The following is an 18,230-nucleotide window of genomic DNA, read 5'->3' on the forward strand; positions in this document are numbered from 1 at the left end:
GTGATACCATCGCCATGCTTTTTGCATGACCAAAGTGGCACGGCTCGTTCCGACCCCGTCGCCACCCATAACGATGGAGTCGAGATGCATTACCCGAAAATCGCCGCGCTCGCCGTGGCCGCAGTCTTCGCTGCACAGGCTTATGCCGCCCCTGCCTGGGACGCCAAGGCCGTCTATACCGCCGGCCAGTCGGTCGACCACGCCGGCAAGACCTGGAAAGCCAAGTGGTGGACGCAAGGCAACACGCCCGGCGCCGAGCAATGGGGGCCGTGGGAACTGATCGGCAACGCCGGCGGCGCGACGCCCGCTCCGACACCCGCTCCGACACCCGCTCCGACGCCCGCTCCGACGCCCGCTCCGACGCCCGCTCCGACGCCGGCTCCGACACCCGCGCCGACACCCGCTCCGACGCCTGCCCCGACACCCGCTCCGACACCTGCTCCGACACCTGCTCCGACGCCTGCTCCGACGCCTGCTCCGACGCCTGCTCCGACCCCCGCTCCGACACCCGCTCCGACACCGGCCGGCACCGCCTGCGTCGCCGCCTGGGATGCCGCTACCGCGTACAGCGGCGGCGCCAGCGCCAGCCAGCTGAACCGCAATTACAGCGCCAAGTGGTGGACCAAGGGTGATGACCCGAGCAAGGGCGGCGTCTGGGTCGACGCCGGTGCGTGCAGCGGCTCGTCCGGCGGCGGTTCGACCGGCACCACGCCGACGCCGGCACCGGGCGGCGTCCCCACCAAGGCCCAGGCCGAGGCCAAGGAAGCCGAGCTGACCAACAACGACTTCTTCCGCACCGTGAAGGCGTCGATCCGCACCGCGCCGAACGCCGTCGTCGACGCCGTGGCGCCGGGCAAGACCGACAACCCGCTCAACGTGAAGCGGATCGAGCGGCTGCTGCCGGAAGCCAAGTGGGAATACCTGTTCCCGCGCCGTGACGCGAGCTACACCTACCAGCGCTTCCTGCAGGCCAACGCCAAGTTCCCGGCGATCTGCGACGACTACAAGGACGGCCGCGATGCCGATGCGATCTGCCGCCACAGCCTGGCGACGATGTTCGCGCACTTCGCGCAGGAAACCGGCGACCACAACCGCAACGACACCGTGCCCGAATGGCGTCAGGCGCTGAAGTACCTGCGCGAGCTCGGTTGTGAGGAAACCGGCCCGGGCTGCGGCTACAACACCGAGTGCGCCGATCCGGTGTTCAACACCGTGTGGACCTGCGGCAAGAACGCCGACGGCAGCTGGAAGAAGTACTTCGGCCGCGGCGCCAAGCAGCTCTCGTACAACTACAACTACGGCCCGTTCTCGCAGGTGATGTACGGCGGTGACCAGTTCAAGCTGCTGAACGAGCCGGACCTCGTCGCATCGACCTGGCTCAATCTCGCCAGCGCCACGTTCTTCTTCGTCTATCCGCAACCGCCGAAACCGTCGATGCTGCACGTGATCGACGGCACCTGGGTGCCGAACCAGGCCGACCAGGCCGCCGGCACCGGCAACAACTTCGCGACGACGATCCAGATCATCAACGCCGAATGCGGCCTGGGGACCGAGAAGCAGGCCGCGCAGAACCGCATCGACTACTACAAGGAGTTCTCGCGCGAACTCGGCTGGGACTACAGCAAGGAACAGCTGAGCTGCGCGACGATGCAGCGCTTTGGCCCGGGCAGCTCGGCGGCGTACAACATCTACTGGGAGAAGAACTGGAACGTTGGCGGCGACAACCAGTGCATGCTGGTCAGCTACCAGACGCCGTACAACGCGCTGATCGAAGGCAACTACGTGAAGTGCGTCGAGAAGAACTGGGGCGTGGCGCTGAAGTAAGCGAGCTTTCCAGCAATGAAAAACGGGGGCCTCGGCCCCCGTTTTTCCTGATCACCGCCGGACGTCTCAGCGGTGTGTCGTCTTCTTCGTCGTCTTCGTCGTCTTCTTCTTGTGTGCGGCGCCCTGCTTCGCCGGCGTCTTTCTGGCCGGGGTTTTCCTGACCGACGACTTCGTCCTCATCGTGGCCTTCGGCGCCTTCGCTGCCGGTTTGCGTGCATGGGTCGATGCCTTGGCGCTGCGATGCTTGGTGGTCGCTGCCGCCTGACGCGTACTGCGGCCCTTCTTGGAGACCTGCTTGGCCGAATGCTGTTTCCGCGCCTTGGCGCTCGAATGCCGGGTTGCGGACTTGTGCGAGACCGGCTGCGCGCGGCTGACCTTCGGAGCCGGCGCACTGCGCGCCGCCGGAGGCGGCAAGGCCGCCGGGTCGTCGAACGGCAACGGCGCATCCTCGGCGAAAGCGGTGCTCAGGGAGAAGCTCAGCAGCAGGGCAAGCAGGATACGCATGACACGGGATTCGGGCAGAACGGGGGCGCCCAGTATACCCGATCCCTTTTCACGGCAAGACCGCCATACCTGCCGCCCATCCAGGACAAGACCACTTGCCCGGGCAAATTGGCCCGCATACATAGAAAGCCTGCGGTCATTGAAAGCGCAATGTCGGCAAATCCATGATGTTTATCGGAAAAATCCGGGCAAATTTCTTGACAGTACAACTATCGAAGATAGTATTGCAGGACTATACCGATGGCATGAATAAGACCACTTCATCGGTAGATCGCGGCCGGGTGCCGCACCGGATGCTGCTCATGCCTTTGCCTGGGGCATGCGTCTTGACGGGGAGCTTCGGCTCCCCGCTTTTTTTTGCTCAGCGCAAAAGCGCATCGGTCACCGCCGCGAGCATCGCCGGCCGGTTGCCGAATGCCGCCAGCCGCCCCGCAGCCTGCGGCACGAGGTCGGTGTCGTACGGCAAGCGGCCGGCAACCAGCCAGAGCCGCTCGAACGGCAGCGCGGCGATCAACGCCCGTTGCGCCGGCTGCAGCACGGCGTTGTAGCTGACGCAGACGATCTGCGCGGCGCCGGCTACCCGCGCCAGCGCCGCGGCGGCTTCTTCGGCACCGGGGGCCAGCGGCAGCGCGATCTCGTCGACGGCCACGCCGGCTGCCAGCAGCGGCGTCGCCAGCGTGTCGCGCACCAGCGCCGCCTTGCCCATCGCGACCTCGTCGATCTCGGTCCGCGCACGGACCTCGAACGTCAGCAGCAGCACCGGCAGGTTCGGGTCGATGCCCCGACCGTGACGGCGTACCGCCTGCCGCTGCACCCGTTCGGCCAGCGCCAGCGCGGCATCGGTACGCAGTACCGGCTCGGCCGGCAGCGCACGCCAGTCGGACAGGCGCCGCTTCAGCGCCAGAATCCGCCCGGCCGATGCGGCGATGCGCGCCGGATCGACCCCGCCGGTATCGACTTCCGCGGCCAGCGCCTCAAGGAAACCGTACTGCCTGTCCTCGCGGTGCGAGATCAGCAACACGTCGGCACCGGCCTTGAATGCATCGACGGCGCCGCCGACGGTGCCGCCCGGCCCCCGGGCAATCGCGTCCATCTCGAGGCAATCGGTGAACACGACGCCGTTGAAGCCCAGCTCGTCGCGCAGCAGGCCGGTCAGTACGGCGTGCGAGCGCGTCGACGGCAGGTCCGGATCGGGTTCGACCGCCGGAAACGCGACGTGCGAGCTCATCACCGCGTCGACACCGGCGGCGATCGCGGCGCGGAACGGCGCCAGCTCGATCGCGTCGAGCCGCGCCCGCTCATGGCCGACGCGCGGCACGCCGAGGTGCGAATCGGTATCGGTATCGCCGTGACCGGGGAAGTGCTTGGCCGTCGCCGCCAGCCCGGCGGCACGGATGCCGTCGAGCGCCGCCAGCCCGTAGCGGCAGACGGTATCGACGTCTTCGCCGAACGCACGCACGCCGATCACCGGGTTGGCGCGGTTGTTGTTGACGTCGAGCACCGGCGCGAAATTGATATTGATGCCCAGCATCGCCAGTTCGGCATTGCCGGCGCGGACCAGCTCGCGGCAATCGTCGACGCTGCCCGCGGCCTGATAGGCCAGCGCCGACGGCAGCGGCGTCATGCCATCCTCGATCCGCATCACCATGCCGCCTTCCTGATCGATGCCGATCAGCAGCGGCACGTCGCTGACCTCGGCATTGATCTGCTGCAGCCGCCGGCACAGCGCAGCGACCTGCGCCGGCGTCTCGACGTTGCGGCGGAACAGGATCACCCCGCCGATGCCGCGTTCGCGGATCAGCCGCGCCACGCCCGGGCTCGGCACCAGTCCGTCAAAGCCGGCCATCAGCAGCTGGCCGATCTGTTGCTGTAAGTTCATTCGTCTTCTCCCGCTTGCCTCGGTCGCAGCATGAAGCTACATCGTAATATCTGCCCCCGCCGCCGGAGCCCAGCCATGCGCCACGCTTTCCTACTGACCGGGCTTGCAGCGCTGACCGCCTGCGCGATGATGCCGCAGGCGACGCAGACGGCACAGGCAACGCTGCTGCCGACCAGTGGCCAGACCGCCACCGGCAAGGTCGGGCTCCGCCAGAGCGGCGATACGCTGTTGCTCGACGTGACGCTGACCGGCCTGACACCGGGGCAGCACGGCTTCCACGTGCATGAAAAGGGCGACTGCTCGGCCCCGGATGCCAGCAGCGCCGGCGCGCACTTCAATCCCGGCAACCACGCGCACGGCGGCCCCGAGACCGCCGCCCGCCATGCCGGCGACCTGGGCAACGTCGTCGCCGGCGCCGACGGCCGGGTCTCGACGTCGGTCAGGATCAGCGGCGTCCGGCTCGACGCGCTGCGCGGCCGGGCGCTGATCGTTCATGCCGGCCCGGACGACCTGAAGAGCCAGCCGGCCGGCGATGCCGGTGCCCGAATCGCCTGCGGCGTGATCAACTAAATCCCTGCGGCGTGATCAGTTAACCGCCTGCGGCATCATCGGCTAGCGCCGGTCTCAGTTCGTCATCGCCAGCCGGCGCAGCACCTCGTCGCGGCCCAGCAGCGCCAGCACCGCGTCGACCGACGACGTGTTGGTGATGCCGCAGACCTTGGCGCGCAACGGCATGCCGACCTGCGGCATCTTCACGCCCTGCTGCTTGACGAAGTCCTTGATGAAAGCGCCAAGGCTGGCCTGATCCCACGTCTCGAGCCTGGCGACGCCTTCGGCGAAGAAACCGAGCCGTGCCTCGTCATCCGGCGTCAGGTGCTTTTCGGCAACGTCGGCGCTCGGCACCAGCGGACGATAGAAATATTCGGCCTGGTCGGCCATTTCGACCAGCGTCTGGCTGCGGTCCTTCAGCAGCACGCACACCTCGGCAAGGCACGGCCCGTCCGCCGGGTCGACGCCCTTGTCGGCGAGGAAGCCGGCGACGCGCTGCGCCAGCCGCAGCGGCTCGGCCGCCTTGATGTGCTGCGCGTTCAGCCACAGCAGCTTGTCGCGGTCGAAACGGCTCGGGCTCGGGCTGACATTGACCAGATCGAACCATTCGACGAACTGGTCCATCGTGAAGAACTCGTCGTCGCCGTGCGCCCAGCCGAGCCGCGCCAGATAGTTGAGCAGCGCTTCGGGCAGGAAACCCATCTTGTCGTAGTCGACCACGCTGACCGCGTCGCGGCGCTTGCTCATCTTCTGGCCCTGATCGTTGAAGATCATCGGCAGGTGGGCAAACGCCGGCACCGGCGCACCGAGCGCCTCGTACATGTGGATCTGCCGCGGCGTGTTGTTGACGTGGTCATCGCCGCGGATCACGTGGCTGATCCGCATGTCCCAGTCGTCGACGACGACGCAGAAGTTGTACGTCGGCGTGCCGTCCGGACGGGCGATGATCAGGTCGTCAAGCTCGGTATTGGAGATCTCGATCCGGCCCTTGACCTGGTCGTCCCAGGCGACGACGCCGTCGATCGGGGTACGGAAACGCACCACCGGCGAGACGCCGGCCGGGGCCTCGGGCAGCGCCTTGCCGTCCTCGGGCCGCCAGCGGCGGTCGTAACGCGGCTTCTCGCCGCGTGCCTCGGCCTCGGCGCGCATCGCGTCGAGTTCCTCGCGCGAGCAGTAGCAGTGGTAGGCATGGCCGGAAGCGAGCATCTGGGCGATGACGGCCTTGTACCGGTCCATCCGCTGCATCTGGTAGAACGGGCCCTCGTCGTAGCCGAGGCCGACCCAGTGCATGCCGTCCATGATCGCGGCGACCGACTCCGGCGTCGAACGCTCGAGATCGGTGTCCTCGATGCGCAGCACGAACACCCCCTGGTGCTTTCTGGCGTAGGCCCAGGAGAACAGCGCGGTACGCACGCCACCGATATGCAGCAGGCCGGTGGGGCTGGGTGCGAAACGGGTGCGGATGGCGGAAGTCGGAGCAGTCATGGCGGCAACAGGTAGGGATCGCAAAGGCGACATTTTACCCGCAGCCGCCTGCCCGTGCAGCGGACAGAAAAAACCGGCCAAGAGGCCGGCGGATTCACGCAGGAACGGCAGCGCGCGTCACAGCGCGGCGGTCATCACCGGCTTCGATCTGGACCGGGCGACGCGGTTGTTGATCTGCAGGATCCGGTTGGCCGGATTCAGGACTTCGACATTGGCGGCCAGCTGCGGCTCGGCCGGTGTCGCCGGCGACTCGAAGCGCACGAGGATGTCGTAGAAGCTGCGCAGCGTTTCGACATAGGCAACCGGTTCGCCGCCACGGGCGTAACCGAAGCGCACGGTGTTGTAGTACTTCGGATCGCGCAGCAGCGGCAGCGTGGTCTTCACGTCGGCCCAGCTGTCCGGATTCTTGCCCTGCCGGCGCGCCAGCTCGCGCGCATCGAGCAGGTGCCCGAGGCCGACGTTGTATGCGGCCAGCGCCAGCCAGGTGCGGTCGGGCTCGGCGATCGCGTCGTCGAGGCCGTCACGGAGCAGCGCCAGATAGCGCGCGCCGCCGAGAATGCTCTGCTGCGGGTTCAGCCGGTCGACCCCCATGCGCTGCGCGGTGTCGTTGGTCAGCATCATCAGCCCGCGCACGCCGAACGGCGATACCGCATTCGGATCCCAGTGCGACTCCTGATACGACAGCGCCGCAAGCAGACGCCAGTCGATCTCGGTCTCGGCCTCGGCTTTCTTGAACCAGCCCTGATACTTCGGCAGCACGCTGGTGCGCTTGCTCAGGAAGGCCACCGAATCGGGCGGACCCACGCGGTTGACGTGACCGTAATAGCGGTCGGTGAGCTTGGCCAGCGACTTGTCGGCGCGGACTTCGGCAAAGAACTGCGTCAGCTTGCCCTGCAGTTCGCCATCGTCATCGCGCATCGCCCACGCCAGCTGCTGCGGGTCGCCGCTTTTCTCGGAAATCGCCACTTGCGGGTAATACTTCTGCGCCAGCTCGGCCACTTGCGAACCGACGATCGCGTAATCGATCTTGCGCTGTGCCACCGCCTCGACCAGCTCCTCGCTGTCGCCTGCCTCGGCGACACGCCAGGTCAGCGACGGGGATTTGGTCTTGAGCTGATTGAGTCCCTGCACGTACTGCGGCATGGTCTCGACCGTTGCTCCGCCGTTCAGGACGGCATTGAGCGCAGCCTGCTCGCTGCGATCGTTGCGGTACACGAGCACCGGGCGCACCGACTGGTACGCCGGGCCGAAGCGGATGCCGCTTTCGTCCGTCGTCTGGTGCACGCCGACTGCCAGATGCGCTTCGTTGCGTTGGAGCCGCTCGAAGAGCTTTGCGTAGTTGGGTTCGACCACGAAGCGCACCTTGAGTCCGTTTTCGGACGCGAAACGCGTAACGAGGTCATATTCCAGCCCTGCGTAATGCCCCTCCGCATCGACGTAGAACGTCGTCGGACCATTCTGCACGAGCACAACCAGCTCGCGCGATTCGGTCCACGGGGCCGCTTGGTGGGCCTTGTTTGCAGGCATATCGCCGCATCCCACCAGGGCTACTGTCGCCAAAGCCATCAACCAGTTCTTCATGCCGCTCCAAAATAATGCTGTTGGCGTGCATTCTGCCAACAGTTTTTCCGCAACACAAACGTAAAGACTTTGCATTTCTCCGAGAAGCATGTATTATGCGTCTCTCTTGCCGGAGAGGTGGCAGAGTGGTCGAATGTACCTGACTCGAAATCAGGCGTAGGTGCAAGCCTACCGTGGGTTCGAATCCCACCCTCTCCGCCAAGACCCATACAAAGCCCCTGAATTCGTAAGGATTCAGGGGCTTTTTCATTCCTGCCGTTGCCGGCCAGTCACCTGACGTTGCCTTGCCGTTTCGGTTGCCTTTGGACTGTTCCGGACGGGCCGGGACACGGTTTCGCTCCCTTCGCGTTCCGATCGCCCCTCTCACCGACCGCTGATCGACAGACAAACGGTAGGTGCTTTTCCCCCGGCAACCCCGGTTTCGACCGAGAGTCCGGGCTTTTTCCGCCGTGCATCCCCCAGCAGCGTAGCCGAGGCTCCGCGATAAGCAAGTTTTGTCCGGCACGCCGTGACGATGATTGCCCGCCCCGCCTCCGCCAGCCCCTGGCCACCGGGGGAGGCCCCGTGGCCGCGGCCGCCGGAGTCGGCGAAACGGGGACGACTTGCGCAACGCGGCAACCGGGCATGTCGCAACACGCCCTCACGTGCTTTGCGCGCGAGGGCGTTGGTGCGGTCATCCACCGAACATGTAGCGCAGGCCGCCGTTGAACTGCCAGCCGTCCCATCCCGCGTCGTTGAACTGCCGCTGATACGAGAATTCGGCATAGAGCGACAACTGCCTGGTCGCCATGCCGCTGAGCCCGGCGCCCACCCGCCAGTTCCGGCCATACTTTCCGACCGGAAAGTCGACGTCGCCGACCACGATGGCGCCATCGCCATCGAGCCCTTGCAGATAGTCGGCGGTCAGGTAAGGCGTCATGCGCGTGCCGTCGCCGGTCTCGAAGCTGCGGGTCAGCCGCCCGCCAAGGCGCACGATATTCTGGGACTGGCTGCCCAGGCGGGTAGCGATGCCGTCCTTGTCGGTGAAGTCGTCGAAGCGGAGGCGTTGCCAGACATACTGGAACTGCGGTTCGAAACTGAATCCACCATTGCCCAGAGCCAGCGGATAGCCAAACTCGATCGACGCGGCGTAGCTGTTGCCGTCATACGAGGCGACCTCGTCGCCGCCATAGGTCGACGTCGTCGTTCCTGCCTGGAATATCCCGCCGGACAGGATCGCATCCACATACCAGCCGTCGTCATGCAGGTACGTTGCCATCGCCGCCAGATTCTGCGTATCGGTACGCGTGATGCTGTCGCCGTCCACGGCATCCGGAGTCACCCGGGAATGCCCCAGCGAAACGGCACCGCCCAGCCGAAGCGTGGCGTTCTGGTAATGATTCAGGATGGCGTTGCCACCGAACTGCACCGCCGAATAATTCTGATCGGCGTCATAACCGTAGCGCTCGAATGAAACGTCGGTCTTGTAGCTCGACGTATTGCCATAGACCCGGATGAAGCCTTCTCCAGCGCGCGAATCGGCCCCGGACTCCGTGGCCCCGTGAATCTCGCCAAGGCGGCGGTGCAGGCTGTCCAGATCCTGCAGGCCTGCATTGAAGAGCGCGCCGGTCTGGCTGATGTAGCCCGGTACTTGCGGGGCAACCACCCAGCGCCCCGGAGTCTCGGTGCCACCGCCGCCACCGCCGCCACCGCCGGGGTTTGTTCCACCACCGCCGCCGGGGTTCGTGCCGCCGCCGCCGCCGGGATTCGTCCCGCCGCCACCGCCGGGATTCGTGCCACCACCGCCGCCGGGATTCGTCCCGCCGCCACCGCCGGGGTTCGTGCCACCACCGCCGCCGGGATTCGTCCCGCCGCCACCGCCGGGATTCGTGCCACCGCCGTCGCCTGGATCCGTGCCTCCGCCGCCGGGCGGCAGGGTGCCAACCGTTCCCGGAGGAAGCGGCACCGCGGTGACATAGACGCGCTCAAGCCGGTAGTCCCAGTACGAATTCGGGAACCCGACCAGATTCTGGCTGGCCGCAGCCGGGCCGTTCGGTGAGCCGGGGCCGAACGCCAGGAGTTTGAACTGGTACGGCGTTCCGCCTGTGACATAGTCGCGGGCCATCGTGAACGCACCGGCCGACGATGCGCCGGCAACCTGAATCAGCGAGACCCCCTCGGTTGCCGAAACCACCAGTCCGTCCTGTCTGGCATAGGCATTGGTCGGCAATGTCTTGGCAACCGCAGCAATTGCGGCTGCCGCGCCTTGCGTTTCAGTCCTGGTCAGGACCATCACGTTCGTGGGGCCGACGGCGGCGCCGTGAATCAGCATCCGGTCGGCCACCTGGTTTGCGATGGGGCCGAGATAAGGATCATCCAGCAGGGCGCCAACCGTCAGCGAGCCGCCGACACCGCTATAGCTGCCCGCGATGTTCAGCGTGTTTCCGAACGGCTGGCCCGCGCTGAGGATTGTTTTGCCGACGTTGGTATAAGCGCCTTCGAGATAAACGGTGGATGGCGCCGTGCCGCTGGGGAAGGCGTAGCCGTTGCCAACATAGAACGTGCCTCGATTGGTCACGTCGCCATGGATTTTGCTGTTGTAGGCGACCAGTTCGGTACCGGGCTGGATCGTCACGGTATCCGCATAGAGGATCGCGCCACTGGAACCCGGCACGCCGATCAGAAGGCGGCCGTTGGAGACCGTTGCCGTGCGCGCTTCGGTGCGACCGAGCAGCGTCCACTCGCTGCCGACCATGTCCAGCGAGCCGAACTTGAGGAAGTCGTTGCTGGCGGTCCCCGTCCCTTCCAGGATGAGATGACTGGTATCGCCGCCGAGCGCCGCGCCCTGCAGCAACGCCCCCGTCTGCATCGTGAGCGTGCCGTTGCCGGTCGCAAACTGCACCGAATACGTCCCGCCGCCGATCGTGCCTGCCGTGGTGATCTGTGCGGCACCGTTCGTTGTGTGCACGCCGCCGACGCTGCCCTGAATGGATGCGCCCTGCAGATTCACCAGCGTACCGCCGGCCGAAAAATCGACGCCAACGCCTGCGCTCGCGGCAATCTGGCCGAGGTTGGTCACGGCCTCCGAGCCGTTGACCATCTGCAGGCCGTAGGTCGTGCCACTGATGGCCCCGGACCGTTCGTTGCGCAGCCTGGTGTTCCCGCCCTCCAAATGAACGCCGGCGCCGTTCGTGGCCGAAATGGTGCCCGCATTGACGACCTGATCCGAGCCGTTGATCAGGTAGAGCCCCGCCGTGCCGCCGGTGATGCGCGCGCCCTGCATGTTCTCGAGGCCGCCGCCGGCGTGCAGTTCAACGCCCGAACCGGCGGTTGCTTCGATCACGCCGCGGTTGACGACCTTGGTGGGCGCGTTGATCGAGGTCAGCCCGCCGCCGACCCCGGAAATGGTGGCGCCCGCGGCATTGTTTACCGCAACGCCGTTTCGCAGCACCACGGCAAACGAACTGGAATCGGAACTCCTCAGCGAGCCCTGGTTCGTCAGGGTCCAGGATTTGTTCTGGCCGAACACGGCCGGACCATTCGAGGTGTTGACCGAGACGCCCTGGTTGACGGTGACGGCGCCGGCGTTGTTGGGATCGGGTAATGAGTCTAGGTTCACGGTTGTCGTGCCACTCGTATCAACCACCGCCAGCGCATTGCTCTGCTGCGACCAGCAGAGTATGGCCACCCCCAGCATGATGGGGGTCAGTGCAAAAATACGCGTAGATGCTGGTTTCATTATTCCCTCTCCCTACCGTCGATCGTGCCGGGCGCCTTCGCGCCCGCAGTACACCCTGAACGCCAAGGCAGCGTCCTTGGCCCCATTGCCGCCTGAATCGCGTCGGAACGCCTCGCGTGTTCATATTCGCTGACACTCATCAAGGACTTTTCATTTCTCCACGACCAATGCAACGTTAAGCAGCAACGATGCGATTTTAAGCATATGACAAAAATCAACCATCAAAAACTGAAGCAAAGTTGACGGAACAGGAAATCTTCCCATAGTCATGCCAGTCGCTGCCTCCCATGCATATCTGACGCCATCCCCTCTTCACCCTGTCCAGCAACCAAGGCCAGGCCAAAGTTTTTGAATGAAATCAGGTCTATCACCATTGCTTTCATGAACATCGTCATGCGCGTCCCGTACCAGGCCGGCTCAAGGGGCCAGAAAGGTCGTCGTTTCCGTCACCGACTGCCGGGGTGCATCGATCGCCGCTAGGGTCACGCTGACCGTCTGCCGAGATGACGGCATCTCGGCCACGCTCAGCCGCAGCGACACGGTCTGGCTGCCACCGGCGGCGACGGTCACCGGCACCTGCTGCGACGACGCCAGCCCCGGCAGCCCGGCGGCGCTGAGCCGGTAGCGGTGCGGCTTGTCGTCGGTGTTCTGGATCGTCAGCAGGTACACGTTTTCGATGCCGCCTTCGTCGGTCGTCCGCGCCAGCACACCGCGGTCGCGGGCGATCTCGAGCTTGAGCGGCTGGTGGTTAACCAGCCCGATCGCCGATGCCGCGGCGATCACCGCCAGCACCGCCGCATAGGCGAGCACCTTGGGCCGCAGCATCCGCCGGGCGATGGTCGCCCTGCCCGCCCCGGCCGCCTGCGCGTGTTCGGTGGTGAAGCGGATCAGCCCGCGCGGGTAGTCCATCCTGTCCATTACGTCGTTGCACGCGTCGATGCACGCGCCGCAGCCGATGCACTCGTACTGCAGGCCGTTGCGGATGTCGATGCCGGTCGGGCAGACCTGGACGCAGACGGTGCAGTCGACGCACGACCCCAGCCCGTCGCCGGCGAAGTCGGCGTCCTTGCGCCGGCCGCCGCGCGGCTCGCCGCGCTGGCTGTCGTAGCTGACGACCAGCGTGTCGCGGTCGAACATCGCGCTCTGGAAGCGCGAGTACGGGCACATGTGCAGGCAGATCTGCTCGCGCAGCCAGCCGGCGTGACCGTAGGTGACGAGGGCGTAGCAGAGTATCCAGAACGTGGTCCAGCCGCCGACGCTCCACGCCAGCGCGGCCTGCCACAAGGGCCGGATCGGCGTGAAGTAGCCGGCGAAGGTGAAGCCGGTCCACAGCGCCAGCGCAACCCACAGCCCGTGCTTGACCGCCTTGCGGGCGATCTTGCCGGCCGAGGCCGGCGCACGGTCGAGCTTGATCCGCGCGTTGCGCTCGCCCTCGACCCAGCGCTCGATCCACATGAACATCTCGGTGTAGACGGTTTGCGGACAGGTGAAGCCGCACCACAACCGCCCCGCCACCGCGGTCCATGCGAACAGCGCCACCGCACAGAAGATCAGCAGCGCGGCGAGGTAGATCAGGTCCTGCGGCAGCCAGACCATGCCGAATACATTGAAGCGGAAGGTTTCCAGATCGAACAGCAGCGCCTGCCGGCCGTCGATCTGCCACCACGGCACCAGATAGAAGAACAGCTGGGTGGCGACCACTGCAGCGATGCGCCAGTTGCTCCAGAAGCCGTGCGCCATGCGTGCATGGATCTTGCGGCGGCCGGCGACATTGATCGTCGTCTCGTACGCGGCATCGGCCGCGACCGGGACGATGGGGATGGTTTTGCTCATCTCGAATCCGATTACTTATATATTAGTGATCGCTGCTTTACGGAGGCCGGGACGGGCTCCACCTCCGGCCTTGTGCCTGCTAGCCGACCCAGCGCATCAGCAGTCGGAAGAATCCGGCAACGGCGGTCAGCGCGAGCACGCCGGCGACCCACAGGCCGACGAACCACAGCGCGCCGCGCCAGCGGCCCCGGCGTTCGGCATTGCGCATCAGTGGTACCCCGCGTCGTCATGGCGGACCTTGCCGCGGAACACCCAGTAACCGAGCGCGGTATAGGCGAGGATGACCGGGATGATGATCAGCGCCCCCACGAGCGTGAATGACTGGCTGCTCGCCGGCGCGGCGGCGTCCCACAGCGTCACCGCCGGCGGGATCAGGTACGGCCAGATGCTGATCAGAAAGCCGCAATAGCCGAGGGCGACGATCGCCAGCGCGAGGAAATACGGCGCGTAGTCGCGTCCCTGCCGCAGTGCCCGGCGGATGCCCCAGGCGCAGCCGAGCACCGCCAGCGGCACCGGCGCCAGCCAGAAGAAGTTGGGCAGGCTGAACCAGCGCGCCGCGACGGCCGGCTCGCGCAGCGGCGTCCAGATGCTGACGACGGCGATCGCGCCGAGCAGCAGCCACGTCAGCGGCGACATGAGCACGATCATCCGCCGCTGCAGTTCGCCCTGGGTCTTGATGATCAGCCAGCCGCAGCCGAGCAGCGCATAGGTCAGCACCAGGCCGAAGCCGGTGAACAGGCTGAACGCGCTGAGCCAGTCGAAGCCGCCGCCGGCGAATTCGCGGCCGACGACCTTGATGCCCTGGATGTAGGCACCGAGCGCGACGCCCTGGCAGAACGTCGCCAGCACCGAGCCGGCGATGAAGGCCAGATCCCACAGGTGGCGCGTGCGCGTCGCCTTGGCGCGGATCTCGAACGCCACGCCGCGGAAAATCAGCCCGACCAGCATCAGCACCAGCGGCAGGTACAGCGCCGACAGCACCGCCGAGTACACGACCGGAAACGCCGCGAACAGCCCGGCGCCACCGAGGACCAGCCAGGTTTCGTTGCCGTCCCAGACCGGTGCGACGGTGTTCATCATCACGTCACGGTCGGCCTCGTTCGGGAAGAACGGAAACAGGATGCCGATGCCCAGATCGAAACCGTCGAGCATCACGTAGATGAACACGCCGAGCGCGATGATGCCGGCCCAGACCAGGGTGATGTCGATCATTGCCGTTCTCCTTCATCGATGAGGTCGTCGGCGCCGGACAGCGGGCGCCGGCCCGAATACGTCGCGGTCTGGCCGATCGGCTCGCGTTCGCCGTCCGGTGTGTGCTCGTCCGCCACCGGCCCGGTGCGCAGCAGCTTGAGCATGTAATGGATGCCGGTGCCGAAGACGAGGAAGTAGACGATCACGAAGATCAGCAGCGACACGCTGACCTGCTGGTACGACACCGGCGACGCCGCGTCGACGGTACGCAGCAGTCCGTACACCACCCACGGCTGGCGGCCGACCTCGGTCGTCACCCAGCCCGCCAGCAGCGCGACGAAGCCGCTCGGCCCCATCCACAATGCAAAGCGCTGCAGCAGGCGGCTGTCGAACTGCCGGCCCCGCCAGCGCAGCAGCAGGAACAGCCCCGCCAGCGCAATCATCAACAGGCCGAGGCCGACCATGATGCGGAAGCTCCAGAACACGATCAGCGAATTCGGCCGGTCTTCCGGTGGCCACTCCTTCAGGCCGCGGATTTCGCCGTCCCACGAATGCGTGAGGATCAGGCTGCCCAGATGCGGGATCGCCAGCGCGTAGTCGGTGCGCTCCTCCTTCATGTTCGGAATGCCGAACAGGTTGAGCGCGGTGCCGCCCTTTTCTGTCTCCCAGATGCCCTCGATCGCGGCGAGCTTGGCGGGCTGGTGCTTGAGCGTGTTGAGCCCGTGCAGGTCGCCGACGAAGGCCTGCAGCGGCGCGAGGATCACCAGCATGCCGAGCGCCATCGAGAACGAGGTTTTGATCGCCGCATCTCGGCGCTGCCGCAGCAGATGCCACGCCGCCGTCGCCGCGACCAGCAAGGCGGTGACGATGAAGGCCGACAAGGTCATGTGCACCAGCCGGTACGGGAACGACGGGTTGAAGATCACCGCCCACCAGTCGGTCGGCACCACGCGGCCGTCGACAATGTCGAAACCGGCCGGTGTCTGCATCCAGCTGTTCGACGCGAGGATCCAGAACGTCGAGATCAGCGTGCCGATCGCGACCATCAGCGTCGCACCGAAGTGCGCGCGCGGGCTGACCTTGTTCCAGCCGAACAGCATGATGCCGAGGAAGCCGGCTTCGAGGAAAAACGCCGTCAGCACCTCGTAGGTCAGCAAGGGCCCGGTGACGCTGCCGGCAAAGTTGGAGAACACGCTCCAGTTGGTACCGAACTGGTAGCTCATCACCACGCCGGAGACGACGCCCATGCCGAAGGCGACCGCGAACACGCGCGACCAGAAGCGGCACAGGTCGAGGTAGACCGGCTTGCCGGTTTTGAGCCACAGCCCTTCGAGCACGGCGATGAAACTCGCCAGCCCGATGCTGATCGCCGGAAACACGATATGGAAGGAAACGGTAAACGCGAACTGGATGCGCGCCAGGTCGACCGCGGTCAGCGTACTCATTCAGTGCTCCCCGTCTGGATTGGAAGAATCGGCGCTGCGCTTCCTGAACAGCGGCACCGGGTCGTCGACGGCGCCCTGGTAACGCACCGTATAGGTGGCAAGCCCCAGCAGCGCGTCGTGGATGTCCTTGCCGGCGCGGACATCGAACGCATCGAAACCGCAGCGATGCATGTAGAACAGCTGGTCGCGCAGCACGTCGCCCACAGCGCGCAGCTCGCCGGTATAGCCGTAGCGGCTGCGCAGCAGGTAGGCGACGCTGTAGCCGCGGCCGTCGCGGAAACTCGGAAAATCGACCGCCAGCAAGGGCAGCGCCACCAGCGCCTCGGCCACGTCGTCGAAGTCGTCGGCCGCGCCGATCCACACGCCGGCGTAGGCCGGCGGCAGCCCGCCGCACGCGCGCCATTGCCGCCACAGCGCCACCGGCACGATGTGCCGCGCATCCACATCGGCCGGCGCACCGGCTTCGAACAGCCGGCAGTCGTCGGCAACGACGTCGGCGCGACCTCCCCGCACCCGGATGATCCGTTTCATGCCGCTTCCTCCTGTGCGTAGACGCGCGTCTTGAACGGCGCGAGCCCGATGCGCCGGAAGGTCTGGCTGAACGGTTCGTCACCGGCCCGGTGCGCTCGGAAGGTCTCGACGATCCTGTCGACGACATCGGGCATCTCGCCGGCGCGGAAGGCGCGGCCGATCACCTTGCCGATCGTCGCGTCCAGCCCCTGCTCGCCGCCGAGCGTCACCTGGTACCACTCCTCGCCGTGCTTATCGACGCCGAGGATGCCGATGTTGCCGAGGTGGTGATGGCCGCAGGCGTTGACGCAGCCCGAGAGGTTCAGCGACAGCGGCCCGAGGTCGTGCAGGAAATCGAGGTCGTCGAAGCGCGCCTGGATCGCCTGCGCGACCGGAATCGAGCGGGCGTTCGCCAGCGAGCAGTAGTCGCCGCCCGGACAGGCGATGATGTCGGTCAGCAGGCCGGCATTCGGCGTCGCCAGCCCCGCTGCCGTGGCGGCCTGCCACAGCGCGAACAGCTCGCGCTGGCGCACGTCGGGCAGGATCAGGTTCTGTTCGTGGCTGATGCGGATTTCACCGAAGCCGAAGCGCTCGGCCCAGCCGGCGACCAGCGCCATCTGCGCACTGCTGACGTCGCCGGGCGGTGCGGCCATGCCGGGCTTGGTAGACAGCGTGACGCTGGCGTAGCCGGCCCGCTGGTGCGCGTGCACGTTGCGACGGTGCCAGCGCGCGAATGCGGCATCGCCGGCGAGATACGCGGCGAGCACGGCGGGGTCGGTCGCGGCGTCGGCGTAGTCGGGCGCTGCGAAATGCGCGGCGACGCGGCGGTATTCGGCCTCGGTGATCGTGGCCGGGCTGTCGCGCAGCCGGTCCCATTCGCGCTCGACCTCGGCGGCGAACGCATCGGCACCGAGCGCCTGCACCAGGATCTTGATCCGCGCCTTGTACTTGTTGTCGCGCCGGCCGTAGCGGTTGTAGACGCGCAGCACGGCTTCGACGTACGTCGTCAGGTGCTGCCACGGCAGCGCCTCGCGGATCACCGCGCCCAGCAGCGGCGTACGGCCGAGCCCGCCGCCGGCGAGCACGCGCAGCAGCAGCGCACCGTCGTCACCGCGGTACAGGTAAAGGCCGACGTCGTGCGCGCGCACCGCGGCACGATCGGTCGCCGACGCCGAAATGGCGATCTTGAACTTGCGCGGCAGGAAGGCGAATTCGGGGTTCAGCGTCGACCACTGCCGGAGGATCTCGGCCAGCGGACGCGGGTCGATCACCTCGTCGGCGGCGACGCCGGCGAACTGCTCGGTGGTGATGTTGCGCACGACATTGCCCGAGGTCTGGATCGCGTGCATCTCGGCCTCGGCCAGCCGGTCCATGATGTCCGGCGCGTCTTCGAGGTTGATCCAGTTGAACTGGATGTTCTGCCGGGTGGTGAAGTGGCCGTAGCCGCGATCCCAGCGCCGGCCGATCTCGGCCAGCACGCGCATCTGCGCCGACGACAGCGTGCCGTACGGAATCGCCACACGCAACATGTAGGCGTGGCGCTGCAGGTAGAGCCCGTTCTGCAGCCGCAGCGGCAGGAACTCCTCTTCGCTCAGCGCGCCGGACAGGCGGCGCACTACCTGATCGCGGAACTGCGCGGTGCGCTGTTCGAGCAGCGTCAGGTCGTATTGATCGTATCGGTACACCGGTTTCTCCCCGGTCATGCGCGGCG

At 66.4% G+C, this 18,230-nt stretch carries 14 protein-coding genes and 1 tRNA gene; 3 read left to right on the forward strand and 12 right to left on the reverse strand.

Annotated features, from left to right (window positions below; all coding sequences use genetic code 11):
* Nucleotides 1-84 precede the first annotated feature (84 nt).
* Nucleotides 85-1,824, forward strand: a complete 1,740-nt coding sequence (locus BJP62_RS17940) for a glycoside hydrolase family 19 protein (protein ID WP_083300755.1) — start codon at nucleotides 85-87, stop codon at nucleotides 1,822-1,824.
* A 66-nt stretch (nucleotides 1,825-1,890) separates the two neighbouring features.
* Here the strand turns inward: BJP62_RS17940 and BJP62_RS06630 are convergent, their stop codons facing one another.
* Nucleotides 1,891-2,328, reverse strand: a complete 438-nt coding sequence (locus BJP62_RS06630; RefSeq protein ID WP_070528109.1) for a hypothetical protein — start codon at nucleotides 2,326-2,328, stop codon at nucleotides 1,891-1,893.
* 361 nt (nucleotides 2,329-2,689) lie between these two features.
* A complete protein-coding gene (gene nagZ, locus BJP62_RS06635; RefSeq protein ID WP_083300756.1) occupies nucleotides 2,690-4,207 on the reverse strand; it encodes a beta-N-acetylhexosaminidase in 1,518 nt (505 codons plus the stop codon).
* Nucleotides 4,208-4,282: 75 nt separating this feature from the next.
* Between nagZ and BJP62_RS06640 the strand changes: the two genes are divergently transcribed.
* The gene (locus BJP62_RS06640; RefSeq protein ID WP_070528111.1) at nucleotides 4,283-4,777 is read left to right on the forward strand and encodes a superoxide dismutase family protein; all 495 of its coding nucleotides are present in this window, start codon (nucleotides 4,283-4,285) and stop codon (nucleotides 4,775-4,777) included.
* A 54-nt stretch (nucleotides 4,778-4,831) separates the two neighbouring features.
* Here the strand turns inward: BJP62_RS06640 and gltX are convergent, their stop codons facing one another.
* Entirely contained in the window at nucleotides 4,832-6,241 is a 1,410-nt protein-coding gene (gltX, locus tag BJP62_RS06645) for a glutamate--tRNA ligase (RefSeq protein ID WP_070528116.1), read from the reverse strand.
* A 117-nt stretch (nucleotides 6,242-6,358) separates the two neighbouring features.
* Nucleotides 6,359-7,912 (reverse strand): membrane-bound lytic murein transglycosylase MltF, encoded by a 1,554-nt coding sequence (gene mltF / locus BJP62_RS06650; protein WP_083300757.1) that lies wholly within the window; start codon nucleotides 7,910-7,912, stop codon nucleotides 6,359-6,361.
* Between the two features lie 21 nt (nucleotides 7,913-7,933).
* On the opposite strand from mltF, the gene BJP62_RS06655 reads away from it, so the two are divergent.
* Nucleotides 7,934-8,023: transfer RNA gene (locus tag BJP62_RS06655), tRNA-Ser, on the forward strand.
* Nucleotides 8,024-8,495: 472 nt separating this feature from the next.
* Here BJP62_RS06655 and BJP62_RS06660 read toward each other — a convergent pair.
* From BJP62_RS06660 to BJP62_RS06685, 8 genes are all read right to left on the reverse strand, one after another.
* On the reverse strand, nucleotides 8,496-11,540 hold the full coding sequence (locus tag BJP62_RS06660) for an autotransporter outer membrane beta-barrel domain-containing protein (protein ID WP_083300758.1): 3,045 nt from the start codon (nucleotides 11,538-11,540) through the stop codon (nucleotides 8,496-8,498).
* Between the two features lie 266 nt (nucleotides 11,541-11,806).
* Nucleotides 11,807-11,935 (reverse strand): hypothetical protein, encoded by a 129-nt coding sequence (locus BJP62_RS19170; RefSeq protein ID WP_257785854.1) that lies wholly within the window; start codon nucleotides 11,933-11,935, stop codon nucleotides 11,807-11,809.
* Between the two features lie 22 nt (nucleotides 11,936-11,957).
* On the reverse strand, nucleotides 11,958-13,373 hold the full coding sequence (gene ccoG / locus BJP62_RS06665; protein ID WP_070528122.1) for a cytochrome c oxidase accessory protein CcoG: 1,416 nt from the start codon (nucleotides 13,371-13,373) through the stop codon (nucleotides 11,958-11,960).
* 79 nt (nucleotides 13,374-13,452) lie between these two features.
* Nucleotides 13,453-13,581, reverse strand: a complete 129-nt coding sequence (locus BJP62_RS17945; protein ID WP_083300759.1) for a DUF2474 family protein — start codon at nucleotides 13,579-13,581, stop codon at nucleotides 13,453-13,455.
* A complete protein-coding gene (gene cydB / locus BJP62_RS06670) occupies nucleotides 13,581-14,585 on the reverse strand; it encodes a cytochrome d ubiquinol oxidase subunit II (RefSeq protein WP_205700976.1) in 1,005 nt (334 codons plus the stop codon). The genes BJP62_RS17945 and cydB overlap by 1 nt, the downstream gene beginning before the upstream one ends.
* Nucleotides 14,582-16,009, reverse strand: a complete 1,428-nt coding sequence (locus tag BJP62_RS06675; RefSeq protein ID WP_070528124.1) for a cytochrome ubiquinol oxidase subunit I — start codon at nucleotides 16,007-16,009, stop codon at nucleotides 14,582-14,584. Before BJP62_RS06675 ends, cydB begins: the two co-directional genes overlap by 4 nt.
* Nucleotides 16,010-16,540, reverse strand: a complete 531-nt coding sequence (locus BJP62_RS06680) for a DUF934 domain-containing protein (protein WP_070528127.1) — start codon at nucleotides 16,538-16,540, stop codon at nucleotides 16,010-16,012.
* Nucleotides 16,537-18,204 (reverse strand): nitrite/sulfite reductase, encoded by a 1,668-nt coding sequence (locus tag BJP62_RS06685; protein WP_070532417.1) that lies wholly within the window; start codon nucleotides 18,202-18,204, stop codon nucleotides 16,537-16,539. The genes BJP62_RS06680 and BJP62_RS06685 overlap by 4 nt, the downstream gene beginning before the upstream one ends.
* Nucleotides 18,205-18,230 lie beyond the last annotated feature (26 nt).

The organism is Jeongeupia sp. USM3 (assembly GCF_001808185.1).
GTDB lineage: Bacteria > Pseudomonadota > Gammaproteobacteria > Burkholderiales > Chitinibacteraceae > Jeongeupia.